Below are 16,088 nucleotides of genomic sequence, written 5' to 3'. Positions count from 1 at the left end.
CGCGGATTCACGGGCCGCGGATTCACGGGCCGGGGCCGCACGGGCTGGGCCTCACCGTCGGCGGGCGGGCGAAGTCCCGCTCACAGCAAGCGCATCGGGGCGCTCCTTCGGTGAAGGAGCGCCCCGAGCCGTGTGTTCCGGTGCGGATGTGTCAGGGCGTCAGAGAGCCACGCCCAGCAGTGCGTCGACGGTGCGCGACACGAGCCCCGGCGCGCCCTCGTCCGTGCCGCCCTCGGCCTCCTGGCGCGCCGCCCAGCGGTCGACGGCGGCGAGCGCGGCGGGCGCGTCGAGGTCGTTCGCCATGGCCTCGCGGACCTCGTCCAGGAGCCCCTCGGCGGGCGGCCCGTCGGGCCGTGAGACGGCGGAACGCCACCGGGCGAGCCGCTCGACCGCCGTGTCGAGATCGGCGTCCGTCCACTCCCAGTTGTCGCGGTAGTGGTGCGACAGCAGGGCGAGGCGGATCGCGGCCGGGTCGACGCCGTCACGGCGCAGCGCGGAGACGAAGACCAGGTTGCCCTTGGACTTGGACATCTTCTCGCCGTCGAGGGCGACCATCCCGGCGTGGACGTACGCCTTCGCGAACGGGTGCTCGCCGGTCACGACCTGGGCATGCGAGGCGCCCATCTCATGGTGCGGGAAGGCGAGATCGGACCCGCCGCCCTGGATGTCGAAGCCCATGCCCAGATGGTCGAGCGCGATGGCGACGCACTCGATGTGCCAGCCGGGCCGTCCGCGGCCGAGGGTGCCGCCGTCCCAACTCGGCTCGCCGTCACGGGCGGCCATCCACAGCATCGGGTCGAGCGGGTTCTTCTTGCCGGGGCGCTCCGGGTCCCCGCCGCGTTCGGCGGAGAGGTGCCGCATCGTTTCGGCATCGAGCCCGGAGACCGCGCCGAAGGCCGGGTCGGACTCGACGGAGAAGTAGATGTCCCCGTCGAGTTCGTAGGCGGCGCCGGAGTCACGGAGCCGTTCGACGAGCGGAACGATGCCCGGTATGGCCTCGACCGCGCCGATGTACTCGCGGGGCGGGAGCATCCGCAGCGCGGTCATGTCCTCGCGGAAGAGGGAGGTCTCGCGCTCGGCGAGCTCGGTCCAGTCCTCGCCGTCCCGCTGGGCACGCTCGAGGAGTGGGTCGTCGACGTCCGTCACGTTCTGGACGTAGTGAACCTGCCGCTTGGTGTCGAGCCACACGCGCTGCACGAGGTCGAACGCGTTGTAGGTCGCCGCGTGCCCCAGGTGGGTGGCGTCGTACGGCGTGATGCCGCAAGCGTAGATGCGGGCGACGGGACCGGGGTCGAGGGTGATCGGGCTCCCGGTCGCGGAGTCGTGGATCCGGAGGTCGCGGCCTCTGCCGGGCAGGGCGGGAACCTCAGAAGCGGGCCAGGCATGCATGCCTTGAGCCTAACCGGATGTCGGATCCTCACACGAACCGGACCTGCGGGCTTGGCCGGATGGACACTCTTGCGCCCGCGGGCCCCTCCGTGCTGCTCGGGGACCGACCGCCGGCGGGCACAGCAGTGGCCGATGCGGAACCGGCAGCGGACCGGATTCGGGTCGCCTCGGACGCGGCTCGGTCCGGATTCGGGACGGCCCCGGACAAGGCTCGGTCCGGAAGCAGGACGGCCCCGGAGAAGGCTCGGTACGGAAGCGGACCGGCTCAGACCGGCGGCCAGGGAATGGCGGGCCAGGCCCCGCTCGGCTCCGGGTGGCGGCCCGTACGCAGCAGGGCGGCGACACGCGTCCGTACGGCGTCCAGCTCCTCGGGGGTGATCAGGCCGGCCAGGCGGGCGGCGAGCGCCCCCTCGCCGTCGAGGCCGGCCGCGAGCAGGCCCAGCACCTCGACCGCGTCGTCGGTGAGCGCGTCCCCCGCCCATCCCCACAGCAGCGTGCGCAGCTTGTCCTCGGCGTTGAACGTCACGCCGTGGTCGATCGCGTACAGCCGTCCGTCCACCGTCGGCAGCAGATGCCCGCCCTTGCGGTCGGCGTTGTTGATCACGGCGTCGAGGACGGCGAGCCGCCGCAGCCGCTGATCGTCCGCGTGCACGAGCAGCGCCGCCCCGCCTCCGGGGACCTCGGCGAAGCCGATGGCCTTCCACCCCTCCCCCGCCTCCTCGCCCTCGACGAGCGCGAGCAGTTCCTCGGCGGGGTCCGCCTCGACCCAGAGCTGGCACATGCCCTCGCCGTACGGGCCGTCGCGCAGGACCGTCGGCGGCACCAGGTCCCAGCCCGTGGCGCGGGAGACCTCGTACGCCGCCACCTCGCGCCGCGCCAGGTTCCCGTCCGGGAAGTCCCACAGCGGACGCTCACCGGCGACGGGTTTGTAGACACAGGCGGCGCTGCGGCCGTCCAGCTCGACGGCGCAGTAGAGGACCGCGTTCGACGCCTCCCGGATCCGTCCGCGCACGGCCAGCTCACCCTCGGCGAGCAGTTCGCACACCGCGGAGTCCTCCGTCAGGCCTCCCCGCGGCGGTATCCGTTCTGGCGCGGACATACATGTCCTTCCGGGTCGAGCGGCAGGCTGCACAGCGGGCACGGCGGGCGGCCGGCGTTGACCACTTCCAGCGCCCTCTTGGCGAACGCTCTGGCCTGGGGCCCGCTGAGCCGGACGCGCAGCATCGGCGGGCCGTTCTCCTCGTCCTGCAGCAGCCGCTCCTCGGCCTCGGCGAGGTCCTCCTCGGTCTCGGCCTCCAGCTCGACGAGTGCCTGGGCCTCGACGATCATGCGCTGTTCCTCGCCGTCCCATGCGAGCGCCATGGTGCCGACCCGGAACTCCTCCTCCACGGGCACCTCGAGCGGTTCGGCGTCGGCGAGTTCCGCAGGGGCCACGGCAGGCACGGGCGCATTGCCCCCGGTGCGCCGCACCACCTCGTCAAGCAGCTCGTCGATCCGCTCGGCGAGTGCGGCGACCTGGGTCTTCTCAAGGGCGACGGTGGTCGTCCGGCCGGCCGCGGTGGCCTGGAGGAAGAAGGTCCGGCGGCCAGGCAGCCCGACCGTACCGGCGACGAAGCGGTCCGGCGGGTCGTACAGGTACACCTGACGGGCCACGTCCTGCTCTCCTCTTTGTCGTCGCTGCGGAGTCTGTCCGGCGTCTGTGATCCGAACGGTCTGCATGGTCTGAAGGGGTCGAACGGTCTGTTCCGGTCGGTGGATCTCGGCAAACGCGGGTGCGCAGGTCCCGCGTACCCGCACCGCAGCCCGTCCACCCTACTGCGCCCGACGATCACGGTGCGCCCGTGGCACCGCCCACCGCGGCGTCGCCCTCCGCACCCGGGGCAGCGCCTCCGTCCGGGGCGAGCGCGCGGAAGTCGCCGGTGTCGCCCAGCCGGAGGACGAAGGGCCGGACCGGGGTGAAACGGATGGCGGTGACCGAGCAGGGCTCGACGGAGATCCGCTGGAAGAGGTCCAGGTGGAGGCCGAGGGCGTCGGCGACGAGGGACTTGATGATGTCGCCGTGCGAGCACATCAGGTAGACGGCGTCGGCGCCGTGCTCGGCCTCGATGCGCGTGTTCCACTCCCGTACGGCGTCCACCGCGCGCGCCTGCATCGCGCGCACGGATTCGCCGTCGGGTCCCGGGAACTCGGCGGCCGACGGGTAGCGCTGGACCGTCGTCCAGAGCGGTTCGTCCGCCAGCTCCGCCAGCTTGCGCCCCGTCCAGGAGCCGTAGTGGCACTCGCCGATCCGCTCCTCGGTGTGCAGCGGCAGCCCTGGCCGGGTGTCCAGCAGCGGCCGCAGCGTCTCCTCGCAGCGCTGCAGGGGGCTGGTGACGGCGGCCGCCAGGGGCAGACCGGCCAGCCGCGCGGGCAGCGCCGCGGCCTGTGCCGCGCCGCGCTCGTCGAGGGCGACACCCGGGCTCCAGCCGGCGAGCACCCCCGCGGTGTTGGCGGTGGAACGGCCGTGCCGGACGAGGATCAGCGTGGGCATGTCTGCCACCCTACGGGCTCGCGCAACCCGGGGGCCCGTGCACTTCGCCGGGCTCCGGGGGAGAATGCGCTGCGTGATCGTGGACTGCGCCATCTACCGGAACGGCCGCCGCACCGAGGGTCCGGCGGACTTCTCCGACGCCCTCGCCCAGGCCCGCGCCGAGGGCGACTCCTTTCTCTGGATCGGTCTCCATGAGCCGACGGAGAAGGAGTTCGCTCTGGTGACAGCCGAGTTCGGGCTGCACCCGCTGGCCGTCGAGGACGCGCTCAAGGCGCATCAGCGGCCGAAGCTGGAGGTGTACGACGACTCCCTCTTCCTGGTGCTCAAGCCGGTCATGTACGACGAGGACACGGACGCCGTCACCACGGGCGAGCTGATGGTGTTCGTCGGTGACTCCTTCGTCGTCACCGTCCGGCACGGCGAGGGCTCGCCGCTCGCGCAGGTGCGGACGCGTCTGGAGGCGGAGCGGGAGGTCCTCAAGCACGGCCCGACCGCGGTGATGTACGCGGTGAGCGACGCCGTCGTGGACGACTACATCGACGTCGCCTCTGAACTCCAGCTCGACCTGGACGGACTGGAGGCGGACGTGTTCGCGCCGACGGGTGGCGGGGACACGGGCACCACCGCGGCGCGGATCTACCACTTCAAGCGGCAGGTGGTGGAGTTCCGCCGGGCCGTGGGGCCGCTGACGGAGCCGATGGCGCGGCTCTCCGGGACCGGGGTGCCGTTCGTCCATGAGCACGCCCGGCCGTTCTTCCGGGACGTCTCCGACCATCTGACGCGCGCGGGCGAGTACATCGAGGGCTTCGACCGTCTGCTCTCGGACATCCTCTCGGCACACCTGGCGCAGATGGGCGTACGGCAGAACAACGACATGCGGAAGATCTCGGCCTGGGCGGCGATGGTCGCGGTGCCGACCGCGATCGCTGGCATCTACGGCATGAACTTCGAGCACATGCCGGAGCTGCACACGGTGTGGGGCTATCCGGCAGCGGTGGCGCTCATGGCGGTCGTGGTGATCGGGCTGTACCGGCTGTTCAAGCGGCGCGGCTGGCTGTGACCGGGCACGGGGCCCCGGGGTACGGGCGCGGGGGCTCCCGAGGCACGGACGAGGGTCCCCCCTGGCGCGGGCAGGGGCCTCAGGCGAACTCGGGGGCCGGCGTCGCCGGGCCGCCCAGCGCGTCCCGCCGCTCCGGCATGGACAGCGTCACCATCCGCCGCCAGCCGAAGAACCGCTCGTAGAGATGGACCAGGTGGATCCCGGCCCTGAGCACGGCGATCTTCGGCCCGGACCAGCCCAGGATGCGGCCCATCTGCGTCATGAAGGCCAGGCTGACGTCGCGGTAGACCCGGATCTCGGCCATCGCGCTCTGCCGCAGGATCCGCTGGATCCTCCGGCCGTGGCCCGCGGCGGCGAGGCGCAGCAACTCCTCGTGGCAGTACGCGAGGTGGTTGTCCTCGTCGCTGGAAATCATCTTGACCGCGCGGCCGAGGTCGGGGTGGTCGGCGAAGTGCTTGCGCAGCAGCTGCATCTGCTCGGACGCGCGCTGCTCGGTGACCCGGCTGTGCGCCAGGTAGGCGACGATGTCGTACTCGCTCAGCGGCTCGTCGGCGCGGAGCTTGTCGTGGGCCAGCCCGATGCCCTGCTGCTCCAGGAGCATGGTGTAGTCGGCCTCGGGCGGCACCTCGACCGGCTCCAGACCGCGCTTGCGCAGAAGGGCGTTGAAGATGCGCCCGTGCTTGTCCTCGTCCGCGCCGTGACGGACGATCTTGGGCCCCAGACGGCGCTGGGAGTCCGGGACGAGTGCTGCGATCCGCGCGTTCTCCCAGCCGCCCTGCGACTCGCCACTCGCCGCGATGGAGCAGAACAGCCGGAACGAGTCGTCGTTGTCGAGGATCTCCTGGAACAGGCTTCGGGCCGAGAGCATCAATGCCACCTCCGTACGGGCGTCCGCAGGGCAAAGTCAAAGGGGGTGCGGGACGTCCGGCAACACGACGGCCGGCGCACTCGGCCGAAAGGAGGAGCGGAGAAGTCCGTCCGGGATGCGTAACCCCCGGGGCGCCTCCGCGTTGTGTTCTGTGACGGCCGTGGCGGGGAAGACCCCCGAGCCCCCACCACGGCCGCGGAAACCTCTCAGCCTCTCCCCCGCCACCTCTGGGTAGGGTGATTCCGAGCCTGGAGGGGGTTGTGACACCGGTGGGCAAGTTCAGCAGAGCAGCGAAGAGCCGTCCCGCACCACGTCGCCTGGGACCCGCGAGCTCGGACTGGTCGCCGTACGAACGTCTGGACGATGCGGCGCGTGCCTACTTCCTGCACGCGGATGTCGCGCTCGATGCGATGGCCGGAGTCCTGGGGCGGCACCGCGTCCGCGGATTCACACTGGAGCGGGTCGTGGACCTGTCCGAGGCGGGCACATCGGTCTGGCAGGAGGCCGCGGTCTGCGACGGGCGGCGGCTGATCCTGTGGCACAGCGAGGAACTGGCGGACGAGGACGCCCCGGACGGCACGATCCTGGATTCCTCGGTGCAGGTACTGCCGCTGGCCTCGATCCGTCATGTGGGGATGCGAACGCTGGTCGGGCGCGACGCGTCGGGCCGCAGGATCGACCGCGGGGTGCATGTGGTGCTGGCGACCGGCACGCCGCACGAGATGAACACGGTGCCCGGCCCCGACCCCGAAACGCCGCTGCCTACGGCCCGGTTCAGGCCGGAGGCGTTCCGCTTCAGCAAGTCGCTCGACGACGGAGGCGCGGGTCAGATAGCCAGGCTGATCGCGTTCGGACGGCTGATGGGGCGTCTGGTCCCGGGCTGACGCCGGCGGAACCCGATCCTGACCGGAAGTCCCGTACGGCGCACGGGACTTCCGCCCTCAGGGTGGCACAGGGCGTTCCGGTGGCGTACGGGAACACGGGAACGGCCCGGTGGGCGGGTTCTCGATCCCGGCCACCGGGCCGCGTCCACGCTTCTCTCCTCGGCGGCTACTCGGCCAGCCCCGCGCGCTCCAGCGCCTCGACACCCGCGCGGAGCGACGTCAGCCGCTCCTCACGGGTGAAGCCCGCCGGCGCGAGGGACAGGGTGGTGACGCCCGCCTCGGCGTAGGCCTGCATACGGTCGGCGATGCGCTCGACCGAGCCGAGGAGCGTGGTGGAGTCGATGAGCTGCTTCGGCACGGCCGCGGCAGCGCCCTCCTTGTCGCCTCCGAGGAACTTCTCCTGGATCTCGGCGGCCTCCTTCTCGTACCCCATGCGCTGCGCCAGCTTGTTGTAGAAGTTCTGCTTGGCGCTGCCCATGCCGCCGACGTAGAGCGCGGTGTACGGGCGGAAGAGGTCGGCCAGGGCGTCCACGTCGTCGCCCACGGCCATGGGCACGGTCGGGACGACGTCGAAGCCCTCGAGCGTCTTGCCCACCTTCTCGCGGCCCGTCCGGATGTGGCTGATCGCCGTCTCCTCGGCGTGCTCGGGCGCGCAGAAGAGGATGAGCGCGCCGTCCGCGATCTCGCCGGTCAGCTCGAGGTTCTTGGGGCCGATGGCGGCGATGTAGAGCGGGATGTGCTCGCGCTCCGGGTGGACGGTGAGCTTGATGGGCTTGCCGGGACCGCCGGGCAGCGGCAGGGTCCAGTGCTCGCCCTCGTGCGTCAGGCGCTCACGGGTCATCGCCTTGCGGACGATCTCCACGTACTCGCGGGTGCGGGCGAGCGGCTTGTCGAACTTGACGCCGTACCAGCCCTCGGAGACCTGCGGGCCGGACACGCCGAGGCCGAGCCGGAAGCGGCCCCCGGAGAGGGAGTCGAGGGTGGCGGCCGTCATGGCGGTCATGGCGGGGGCTCGCGCGGGGATCTGGAAGATGGCGGAGCCGACATCGATCTGCTCGGTCTGGGCGGCGACCCAGGCGAGCACCGTGGGCGCGTCGGAGCCGTACGCCTCCGCCGCCCAGCAGACGGAATAGCCGAGCTTGTCGGCCTCGCGGGCGACCGCGAGGTTGTCGGCGTCCATTCCGGCGCCCCAGTAGCCGAGGTTGATCCCGAGCCGCATGCCGCTCCCCTTACCGATCAGTAACGTACCTGCTCCGCGGACTCTAGCGCGCGACCCCCGGATCCGTCAGTGCCGGGTTCTGTGCGCGGTTGTCCACAGGCCGCATCGGGCCGCGGCCGGGCCAGTAGTGTCAGGCCCCATGGAGCAGAGGCACCTCGGCCGTACGGGACTGCGCGTATCGCGGATCGGGCTCGGCACCCTGACCTGGGGGCGGGACACCGGCGAGCACGACGCCGCCGACCAGCTCAAGGCGTTCTGGGAGGCCGGCGGCACACTGGTGGACACGGCCGATGTGTACGCGGACGGGGGCGCCGAGTATCTGCTGGGGCAGCTCCTGGAGGGCCTGGTGCCGCGCCGCGATCTCGTCATCGCGACGAAGGCGGGCAGCGTCCCCGATCCCGACCGCCGCTTCGACGGCTCGCGCGGCCATCTGCTCTCCGCACTCGACGCGTCCCTGGAGCGCCTCGGCACGGACCATGTGGACCTCTGGCAGATCCACGCCTTCGACCACAGGACGCCGCTCGAGGAGACGCTGCAGGCGCTCGACATCGCGGTCAGCAGCGGCCGCGCGCGCTATGCCGGGGTGTCCAACTTCTGTGGCTGGCAGCTCGCCAAGGCCGCGACCTGGCAGCTCGCCGCGCCCGGGGTGCGCACCCGGCTGGCGAGCACGCAGATGGAATACAGCCTGCTGCAGCGGGGGGTGGAGCGGGAGGTGCTGCCCGCGGCGCTGGACCTGGGTATCGGGCTGCTGCCGTCCTCTCCCCTGGGGCGGGGTGTGCTGACGGGCAAGTACCGGCACGGGACGCCGGCCGACTCGCGCGGTGCCTCGCCCGACCTCGGCGCGTTCGTCGCCCCCTATCTCGACGACACGGCGGGCCGCGTCGTCGACGCGGTCGCCACGGCGGCGGACGGCCTGGCCACCAGCCCGCTGGAGGTGGCTCTCGCGTGGGTCCGCGACCGGCCGGGGGTGACGGCCCCGATCGTCGGCGCGCGGAACGCACAGCAGCTCATAGCGGCGTTGTCAGTGGAGGCACTTACGCTTCCGGACGAGATCTGTCAGGCGCTCGACGACGTATCGGCGCCGCTGCACCGCTATCCCGACCAGGACTGGAGCACGCTGTGACCACGGACCGCCGCGCAGACGAACCGGCGCGGACGCCCGACCGCCCGGGCGACGGGCAGGAGGGCGGTGACCGGCCGACCGGTGATCAGCCTGTCGGTGATCAGCCGGCCGCAGGGCAGCAGGACGCGGCATCGCGCGCCGACGCCCCGTCCGGCGGGGCGGCGGAGGCGCGCCCGGACGGCCCGGAGCACCCGGACCCGGCGGCCGGTGCGGGGAGCCGTGCGGATGCGGGGGGCCGTGGCGGAACGGCCGACGGGGAGGGCGGGCCCGGGAGGCCCGCCGCCGTGGACCGGCTCGCCGCGGCTGTGCGGGCGGTGGAGAGCGGTGAGCGCTCGGCCGCGTCGTTCTTCGCCGAAGCGGGCCGACCGGCGAGAGCGAGCACTCCGGGTCGGGCGTCGGGTCCCGCGCGAGCGCCCGCCGCCGGAGCGGGCGGCCAGGCGGCCCAGGGACCGGGGAGCACCGCGCCCGGGCCGGGCGGGCCCGGCCCCGCGCAGGGAGGCGGCAGTCCGTCGGACGGCATGAGCGGGCGCCCGGCACCCGCGGCACCGCACCCCGCTGCGGCCGGACTGCCGCCCGCCGAGCGGCCGGCCCGGAGCGCGACGGTGCGCGAGGTGCTGAACGCGGGCGGCGCACCCGACGCACTGGCGGACAAGGTGCTCGATGTCCTCGGCGAGCGCGCGGCCCAGGCGCTGCGTGAGGACCCGTGGCAGCTGCTCGCGGTTCCCGGGGTGCGGCCCGAGCAGGCCGACGGTTTCGCCCGGGCGCTGCTCGGGGCGGACTGCGGCCCGGCCGACGACCGGCGTGCCCAAGCGCTCGTCCACTGGCTGCTGGAGCGCGCCGCCCTCGAAGGACACACCGCGCTGGAGCCCGCGGCGCTGACCTCGGCTCTCGCCCAGCGGTCGGTACCGGACCCGGAGACCGCGCTGCGGACGGCCGTCGCGGACGGCGGGGTGCTGGTCTTCCAGGACGCGCTGGACACCCCCGGTTCGGCACCGGCCCAGGCGGCGTCCCAGGACGAGGAGGGCGAAGAGCGGCCCGTACAGGTGCTGGTGGGGCTGGACCGGTTCGCGCTCGCCGAGGAGAGTCTGGCCGACGGGCTCGCGAGACTGGTCAACACCTTTGTGCCGCAAGCCGGTTCTGCTTCCGGCGCGGAGGAGGCAGGCGCATCGGCGTCCTCGGCCGCGCCGTCCGCCGACGCGTGGCAGGCCGCCGCTCGGTCCGCGCCCTCCCCTTCCGCCGCCGAATTGCTGCAAGCGGTCGCAGGGCACGGGCTCGTCGCCCACACCGGCGGCGAGGCGGCCCGGGCGGAGCCCGCCGCCGTGGTGGCGGCGGCCCGGGCGCTGGGCCTCAGGGCCTACGCCGCGGCGCACACCGAGGACGGCCGCCGACGCCTCCAAGAGCTCCTGGACGCCGTATCGGCCCCTGCTGCCGACGGCGGATTGCCCGGCCCCGAGCGGGAGTTGGAGGGGGCTCAGGAGCAGTCACCGGGTCCTGCGGCCGTCACCGTGGCCGGGCTGCTGGCGGGTGCGGAGGGGCCGGGCCGGGACGCGGACGGCGCCCTCGCCCTCGACGTCCTGGCCGTGCTGGACGCACCGCAGCTCGATGTGGAGTCCGCGGCGATGCTCGTGGAGTCGCTGCCCGACGGCGCACGGCTGGTCCTCAGCGGAGACCCCGGCGTGCTGTGGTCGGCCGGTCCCGGAAAGGTGTTCGCCGATCTCCTCTCGGCCCGCACCTGCCCCCAGATCGCGTCCCGTACGCCGGACCCGGGGCCCATCGGCGAACTGGTGTCCTGCATCGGGATCGGCGAACTGACCGAGGTGGAGGCACCGGACAAGGAAGTGGTGATCGTCCCGGTGCGTGACGCCGGCGAAGCGGTCCACCGCACCGTCCAGCTGGTAGCCGACTCGGTGCCGCGCGCCATCGGCGTGGCCGCCGACGACACCCAGGTGATCACCCCGGGGCACGGCGGCGCGGCAGGCACGCGGGCCCTGAACGCCGCTCTCAAGGAGCGGCTCAATCCAGGCCCTGGCCGGTTCGGCGGCTTCGATCCGGGCGACCGCGTGGCCTATACGCCGACGCCCGGCCGGACTTTGCCCTGCACCGTGGTCACCGCCGACGCCCAGGGGCTCCACCTGGACTGCGCGGGTGCGCCGCTCCTCGTGGAGCGCGAGCGGGTGAGCGAGACCGTACGCCACGGCTGGGCGCTGACCGCGCACCAGGCGGCGGGCCTGCGCTGGCCGGCGGCGGTCGTGGTCCTGCCCGGTGACGCGGCCCGGACGCTGACCCGGTCCTGGGTCTACACCGCGTTCGGCCGGGGTGAGCGGCATCTGTCGGTGGTGCAGGGCACGGAAGGGGCGCTGCCCCGTGCGGTCGCCGAGGTACCGGTCAAGGAGCGCACGACCCGGCTGCGTGCACTGCTGCGGGCCGGCGCGCCCCCGGCCGTGTGAACTCCTCAGCGGCGGTGATCGCCGGTCGGCGTACACCGCCGCCCATCGGCACCGCCGCCCATCGGCATCCCTGTCCCGCATCGGCGCCGCGCGTCTCATGACCGGCCGACCGCTGCCCCGTCCTCGGCACGAGCAGGCACCCGTACGGAGTAGGCACCGCTGAGCGGCACATGATCACCCCGCGCGGGACGCGGGGGACGGCGCTGGCATGCATCGGCCACGGCGGAGTGACCCCCTGGCCGCTGCTACCCGCCGTGCGCCGGGCGCGGCCCACCGACAAGCGTGACCGGAAGGAGTGAAGGAGCGAGACCGCCTACCGCTCGGAGTCGAGCGGCTCCAGCTCGTCGTCCTCATCCTCTTCGTCGTCCTCGTCCTCTTCGTCGTCCTCGTCGTCGAGTTCGTCGTCGAAGACCGCGCTGACGTCGAAGCGGCAGACGACCGCCTCCGGATCCGCCTGGTCGAAGGGCGCGTTCAGCCACTCCCCCGGGTCCGAGGCTTCGTCGGCCGCGGCCACCCAGAGTGTGGAGTCGCCCTCCTCCAGGCCGAACTCCTTGTGCCGGGACGCGATCTCGTCCGCTTCGTACTCCCCGAAGAGCACGCCGAGCGCGGCGTGGACGCCCGCTCCCGCCCCGCCCTCGGATCCGTTCTTCCCCGAGCCGCCCAGCTCCACGTCCGGGTCGAGGTCGGCCACCCGCTGCGCCTGGGACAGCAGTCGCTGCGGTTCGGTGACCGTGTAGTCCCGGCGGATCAGCACACTGATCGCGCTCGGCTCCTCCGGCCCGGTGTAGGCGGGCATCGACCCGTCGCCCGGGATCTCGAAGGGGGTGACCTCGTCATAGGCCTCGTACAGCAGCTCGTCGTACGTCTCGGCCGCCGCGGCCAGCTCGTTGAAGGCCGTGTAGACGGCGGGATCGTCGTCTCCCGACCGCCTCTCGACCGCGTCGAGGTGGCGGTCCAGCGCGGATTTGACCGCCTCGGCGGCGGCGCGTACCTCGGCAGCGGTCGGCTGCGCAGCATCAGACATAGTGCAGACGCTATCCGTACTCGGGCACTACCCGCACAATAGATTCGATGCCGGAATATGAATTTCGCGATGTGTACGTGCCGCGCGGGGTCTCCCGCAAGGCTGCCACGCGCCTGTTGACCGACCACGCCGAGTACGGGCACTGGGAGTTGGACCGGCTGCGGCTGAATCCTGACGGCAGCCGTCGCGTACGTCTGCGCCGCCGGATCATCCGGCAGCCGCGTGCCACCTGGTGAACCCACGCTGTGACGCACAGTGAATGCGAAACGGGCCCCGCGTCTGCGGGGCCCGCTCCGTACTGCGTACCGGTCCGAACCGGTCCCTGAGTCCTAGGACCGGGACGCGGTCCGCGCGCGGCGGTAGAGCACGACGCCGCCGAGCAGCATCGCGGCGCTCGCGGCACCGGTGGCCGCCAGCGTGCCGGCACCGGTCTCGGCCAGCTCCTCCGTGCCCTTGACGGAGCTGCCCTGCGGCTTGTGCTCCGTCGACGGCTTGACCTCGGACCCGCCCTCGTCACCCGGCTTGCCGGGGGTCGGCTTGTCCTCGTCGTCCGGCTCGGACGGGTTGCTCGGCTCGTTCGGCTCCTCCGGCTCACCCGGGTTGCCGGGCTCGTCGGGCTTGTCGTCCGAGGCATTGGCGCACTTGTTGCCGGTCACGGCGTTGCCGGCTCCGGCGCCGATGCTGTTGCCGCAGGCGTTCACGGGAACCTCGACCGGCACCTGCACCGAGTTGCCGGAGATGACGCCCGGCGAGTTGCTGCTGCCACCCTGGGCCGACGAACCGCTGCCGCCACCGTTCGACCCGTCGTTGCCGCGGGAGATGTTGGCACAGCTGTTGCCCGCGACCGGGTTCAGCAGCCCCACGACGTTGACCGTGTTGCCGCAGACGTTGATCGGAACGTGCACGGGCACCTGGACCGTGTTACCGGATCCGACGCCCGGAGAGTTCCGCGCAACACCTTGTGCGTCCGCATCCGCGTACGCGTAACCACCGGTCACAGCCAGCACACCACTGGCTGCCGCGACGGTGATCAGACTCTTTCTCGCGACCTTTCGCATAGGTTCGCTCCCCTGCTGCCTATCGCCATTCGGAAATGCTCACGGGCGAATGCCCGCTCGCCAATTCCCAGGCCCCGGAGTACATGGAGTGCACTCCGGGGCCTGGGATCACACCCTCACGAGTGCGGCACAACTTCACGCATTGACACACGCGTTGCCGAAGGTGGGATTCAGCAGCCCGATCACGGAGACCGTGTTGCCGCAGGCGTTCACCGGCACGTGCACGGGCACCTGGACGGTGTTGCCGGACACGACACCCGGGGACTGCAGCGCAGCACCCTGAGCACCGGAGTCCGCAACCGCCATCCCTGCGCCGGCCAGCACGAGACCGCCGGTGGCAGCCGCGACAGCGACGACCTTCTTGATCATTCTTCCTCCTTGTTGGCAAACGCGGTCCCAGCCGGGACCGCACTGCCTGTAACGAGGAAGGGGGAACTCGGCCACGGGGCCGTGTGGGCGTTCACTCTTTCCAGTGAGAACCGTACGAATCTGAGATCGCCGGATTATCGTTTCAGCGGACAAGAATTCGCACACACGGCCGCTGCTCGGTCGTGCTCGGACCGACCCGTGGACGATCCGGATCGGATCCGGATCCCCTCCCGTTCCGGTTCGGAGCCGGTCCGGTCCGCTCGCCGCTCAGCAGGAGCCGAGGAATCAGCAGGAGTCGAGGAAGCGGTCCAGAACGCGGACGCCGAACTTCAGACCGTCCACGGGAACGCGCTCGTCCACGCCGTGGAACATGCCCGCGAAGTCCAGCTCGGGCGGCAGTTTGAGCGGAGCGAAGCCGAAGCAGCGGATGCCGAGGTCGTCGAAGGACTTGGCGTCCGTACCACCGGAGAGCATGTACGGCACGGCCCGGGCGATGGGGTCCTCGGCCCGGAGCGCCGACTGCATGGCGTCGACGACCCCGCCGTCGAAGCTCGTCTCCAGCGCCTTGTCGGCGTGCACGTCCTCCCTCTTGACCTTCGGGCCCAGGATCCGGTCGAGGTCGGCGAGGAACTCCTCCTCGTGCCCCGGCAGAAAACGGCCGTCGACATGGGCCGTCGCCTGCCCCGGAATGACGTTGACCTTGTAGCCCGCGCCGAGCATGGTCGGGGCCGCGGTGTTGCGCAGCGTCGCTCCGATGATCTTCGCGATGCCGCCGAGCTTGGCGAGCGTCGCGTCCATGTCCTCCGGGTCGAGCGGTGTGCCGAGCGCGTCGGACAGCTCGTCGAGGAACGACCGCACGGTCTTGGTCACCCGGACCGGGAACTTGTGGCGGCCGAGCCGCCCCACGGCCTCGCACAGTTCGGTGATGGCGTTGTCGCTGTTGGTCATCGAGCCGTGGCCTGCGGTGCCGTCCACGGTCAGCCGCATCCAGTGCATGCCCTTCTGGGCGGTCTCGATCAGGTAGAGCCGCAGGTTCTCGTTGACCGTGAAGGAGAAGCCGCCGACCTCGCCGATGGCCTCGGTCACGCCCTCGAAAAGGTCCGGGTGCTCGTTGACGAGATGCCGCGCCCCGTAGACCCCGCCCGCCTCCTCGTCGGCGAGGAAGGCGAGGACGATGTCGCGCGGCGGGCGGCGGCCGCTGCGCAGCCGGTCCCGTACGACCGCGAGCGTCATCGCGTCCATGTCCTTCATGTCGACGGCTCCGCGGCCCCAGACGCAGTCGTCCGCGATCTCACCCGAGAACGGGTGGTGCGTCCAGTCGTCGGCGTTGGCCGGGACGACGTCGGTGTGACCGTGGATGAGCAGCGCGGGCCGGGACGGGTCCTCGCCCGCGATGCGCGCGACCGTCGAAGCGCGGCCCGGGTGCGACTCGAAGATCTTGGGTTCGAGCCCCACCTCGGCGAGCTTCTCGGCGACGTATTCAGCGGCGGCGCGCTCGCCGGGGCCCGAGTGGTCGCCGTAGTTGCTGGTGTCGATCCGGATCAGGTCCCGGCACAGGTCGACGACCTCGTCCTCACCGGCGGGGGCCGGCCTCGACTCACTCACGCTGCCTCCTCGTGGTTCGCTGCCGCGGGCACCGGACCCGGAGGACCGGCACCCACGCGGGGTCCACGGCCATACTCCCCCGCGCGGCGCCGCATCCCAAGGCCGCAATACCGCCGTCATGCGCCCGTCACAGCACGTCGGGCGCCAGGCCGCCCCACCGCACAGCCCGGGTCAGCCCGCGGTGTCCCATCGGTCGCCCGCCGCGCCGCCTCGCCCGCCGTCCGAGCAACGCGCGTCCGCGGGTGCCGCCCGGCCGACCGGGTGATCGAGCACCGCCCGATGTTTGCTATGGTTTTCCCCGTCGGAACGGCCACGGGCCGGACGCCGAGCACCTTGTCCGGGTGGCGGAATGGCAGACGCGCTAGCTTGAGGTGCTAGTGCCCTTTATCGGGCGTGGGGGTTCAAGTCCCCCCTCGGACACCACAGATGGGACCCCAGCATCAGCTGGGGTCCTTCTTCGTCGGCGTCCGGAACTGGCCCCTGGTGCACGGTCGTGCCGTGCACCGCGGGGC

15 protein-coding genes and 1 tRNA gene are annotated in these 16,088 nt (G+C 72.2%); 6 read left to right on the top strand and 10 right to left on the bottom strand.

The window, feature by feature from the left end:
- Positions 1 to 159: 159 nt before the first annotated feature.
- From mshC to ABZ822_RS11890, 4 genes are all read right to left on the bottom strand, one after another.
- On the bottom strand, positions 160 to 1,389 hold the full coding sequence (gene mshC, locus ABZ822_RS11905) for a cysteine--1-D-myo-inosityl 2-amino-2-deoxy-alpha-D-glucopyranoside ligase (RefSeq protein WP_360850852.1): 1,230 nt from the start codon (positions 1,387 to 1,389) through the stop codon (positions 160 to 162).
- Positions 1,390 to 1,654: 265 nt separating this feature from the next.
- On the bottom strand, positions 1,655 to 2,488 hold the full coding sequence (locus tag ABZ822_RS11900; protein ID WP_360850849.1) for an SCO1664 family protein: 834 nt from the start codon (positions 2,486 to 2,488) through the stop codon (positions 1,655 to 1,657).
- The gene (locus ABZ822_RS11895; protein ID WP_360850846.1) at positions 2,449 to 3,042 is read right to left on the bottom strand and encodes a DUF3090 domain-containing protein; all 594 of its coding nucleotides are present in this window, start codon (positions 3,040 to 3,042) and stop codon (positions 2,449 to 2,451) included. The genes ABZ822_RS11900 and ABZ822_RS11895 overlap by 40 nt, the downstream gene beginning before the upstream one ends.
- A gap of 175 nt (positions 3,043 to 3,217) precedes the next feature.
- Positions 3,218 to 3,919: a histidine phosphatase family protein gene (locus tag ABZ822_RS11890; RefSeq protein ID WP_360850844.1), complete on the bottom strand. Its 702-nt coding sequence runs from the start codon at positions 3,917 to 3,919 to the stop codon at positions 3,218 to 3,220.
- A 64-nt stretch (positions 3,920 to 3,983) separates the two neighbouring features.
- On the opposite strand from ABZ822_RS11890, the gene corA reads away from it, so the two are divergent.
- Positions 3,984 to 4,979: a magnesium/cobalt transporter CorA gene (corA, locus tag ABZ822_RS11885; protein WP_360851439.1), complete on the top strand. Its 996-nt coding sequence runs from the start codon at positions 3,984 to 3,986 to the stop codon at positions 4,977 to 4,979.
- 79 nt (positions 4,980 to 5,058) lie between these two features.
- On the opposite strand, the gene ABZ822_RS11880 is transcribed toward corA, so the two are convergent.
- Positions 5,059 to 5,847, bottom strand: coding sequence for a ferritin-like domain-containing protein (locus ABZ822_RS11880; protein WP_360850841.1), 789 nt, complete (start codon positions 5,845 to 5,847; stop codon positions 5,059 to 5,061).
- 260 nt (positions 5,848 to 6,107) lie between these two features.
- Here ABZ822_RS11880 and ABZ822_RS11875 point away from each other — a divergent pair, with 260 nt between their 5' ends.
- Complete coding sequence (locus tag ABZ822_RS11875) at positions 6,108 to 6,731, top strand: hypothetical protein (protein ID WP_360850838.1); 624 nt, start codon at positions 6,108 to 6,110, stop codon at positions 6,729 to 6,731.
- Positions 6,732 to 6,897: 166 nt separating this feature from the next.
- On the opposite strand, the gene ABZ822_RS11870 is transcribed toward ABZ822_RS11875, so the two are convergent.
- On the bottom strand, positions 6,898 to 7,950 hold the full coding sequence (locus ABZ822_RS11870; RefSeq protein WP_360850835.1) for an LLM class F420-dependent oxidoreductase: 1,053 nt from the start codon (positions 7,948 to 7,950) through the stop codon (positions 6,898 to 6,900).
- 139 nt (positions 7,951 to 8,089) lie between these two features.
- On the opposite strand from ABZ822_RS11870, the gene ABZ822_RS11865 reads away from it, so the two are divergent.
- Positions 8,090 to 9,073, top strand: coding sequence for an aldo/keto reductase (locus ABZ822_RS11865; RefSeq protein ID WP_360850833.1), 984 nt, complete (start codon positions 8,090 to 8,092; stop codon positions 9,071 to 9,073).
- On the top strand, positions 9,070 to 11,520 hold the full coding sequence (locus tag ABZ822_RS11860) for a helix-hairpin-helix domain-containing protein (protein ID WP_360850830.1): 2,451 nt from the start codon (positions 9,070 to 9,072) through the stop codon (positions 11,518 to 11,520). The genes ABZ822_RS11865 and ABZ822_RS11860 overlap by 4 nt, the downstream gene beginning before the upstream one ends.
- A 313-nt stretch (positions 11,521 to 11,833) precedes the next feature.
- On the opposite strand, the gene ABZ822_RS11855 is transcribed toward ABZ822_RS11860, so the two are convergent.
- Positions 11,834 to 12,544 carry a hypothetical protein gene (locus ABZ822_RS11855; RefSeq protein ID WP_360850827.1) on the bottom strand — a complete coding sequence of 237 codons (711 nt, stop codon included), beginning with the start codon at positions 12,542 to 12,544 and terminating at the stop codon, positions 11,834 to 11,836.
- Between the two features lie 47 nt (positions 12,545 to 12,591).
- Here ABZ822_RS11855 and ABZ822_RS11850 point away from each other — a divergent pair, with 47 nt between their 5' ends.
- The gene (locus ABZ822_RS11850) at positions 12,592 to 12,780 is read left to right on the top strand and encodes a DUF5703 family protein (RefSeq protein ID WP_360850825.1); all 189 of its coding nucleotides are present in this window, start codon (positions 12,592 to 12,594) and stop codon (positions 12,778 to 12,780) included.
- A gap of 93 nt (positions 12,781 to 12,873) precedes the next feature.
- Here the strand turns inward: ABZ822_RS11850 and ABZ822_RS11845 are convergent, their stop codons facing one another.
- From ABZ822_RS11845 to ABZ822_RS11835, 3 genes are all read right to left on the bottom strand, one after another.
- Positions 12,874 to 13,602 (bottom strand): chaplin, encoded by a 729-nt coding sequence (locus ABZ822_RS11845; RefSeq protein WP_360850821.1) that lies wholly within the window; start codon positions 13,600 to 13,602, stop codon positions 12,874 to 12,876.
- 135 nt (positions 13,603 to 13,737) lie between these two features.
- A complete protein-coding gene (gene chpH / locus ABZ822_RS11840; RefSeq protein WP_360850818.1) occupies positions 13,738 to 13,971 on the bottom strand; it encodes a chaplin ChpH in 234 nt (77 codons plus the stop codon).
- A 285-nt stretch (positions 13,972 to 14,256) separates the two neighbouring features.
- Positions 14,257 to 15,576 (bottom strand): M20/M25/M40 family metallo-hydrolase, encoded by a 1,320-nt coding sequence (locus ABZ822_RS11835; RefSeq protein ID WP_360850815.1) that lies wholly within the window; start codon positions 15,574 to 15,576, stop codon positions 14,257 to 14,259.
- A 335-nt stretch (positions 15,577 to 15,911) separates the two neighbouring features.
- On the opposite strand from ABZ822_RS11835, the gene ABZ822_RS11830 reads away from it, so the two are divergent.
- Positions 15,912 to 15,999: transfer RNA gene (locus tag ABZ822_RS11830), tRNA-Leu, on the top strand.
- Positions 16,000 to 16,088 lie beyond the last annotated feature (89 nt).

Source organism: Streptomyces sp. NPDC047108 (assembly GCF_040643575.1).
In the GTDB taxonomy this organism is placed as follows: domain Bacteria; phylum Actinomycetota; class Actinomycetes; order Streptomycetales; family Streptomycetaceae; genus Streptomyces.
Note: the sequence above shows the minus strand (reverse complement) of the source record. Positions and strands in the feature narration are given on the sequence as shown.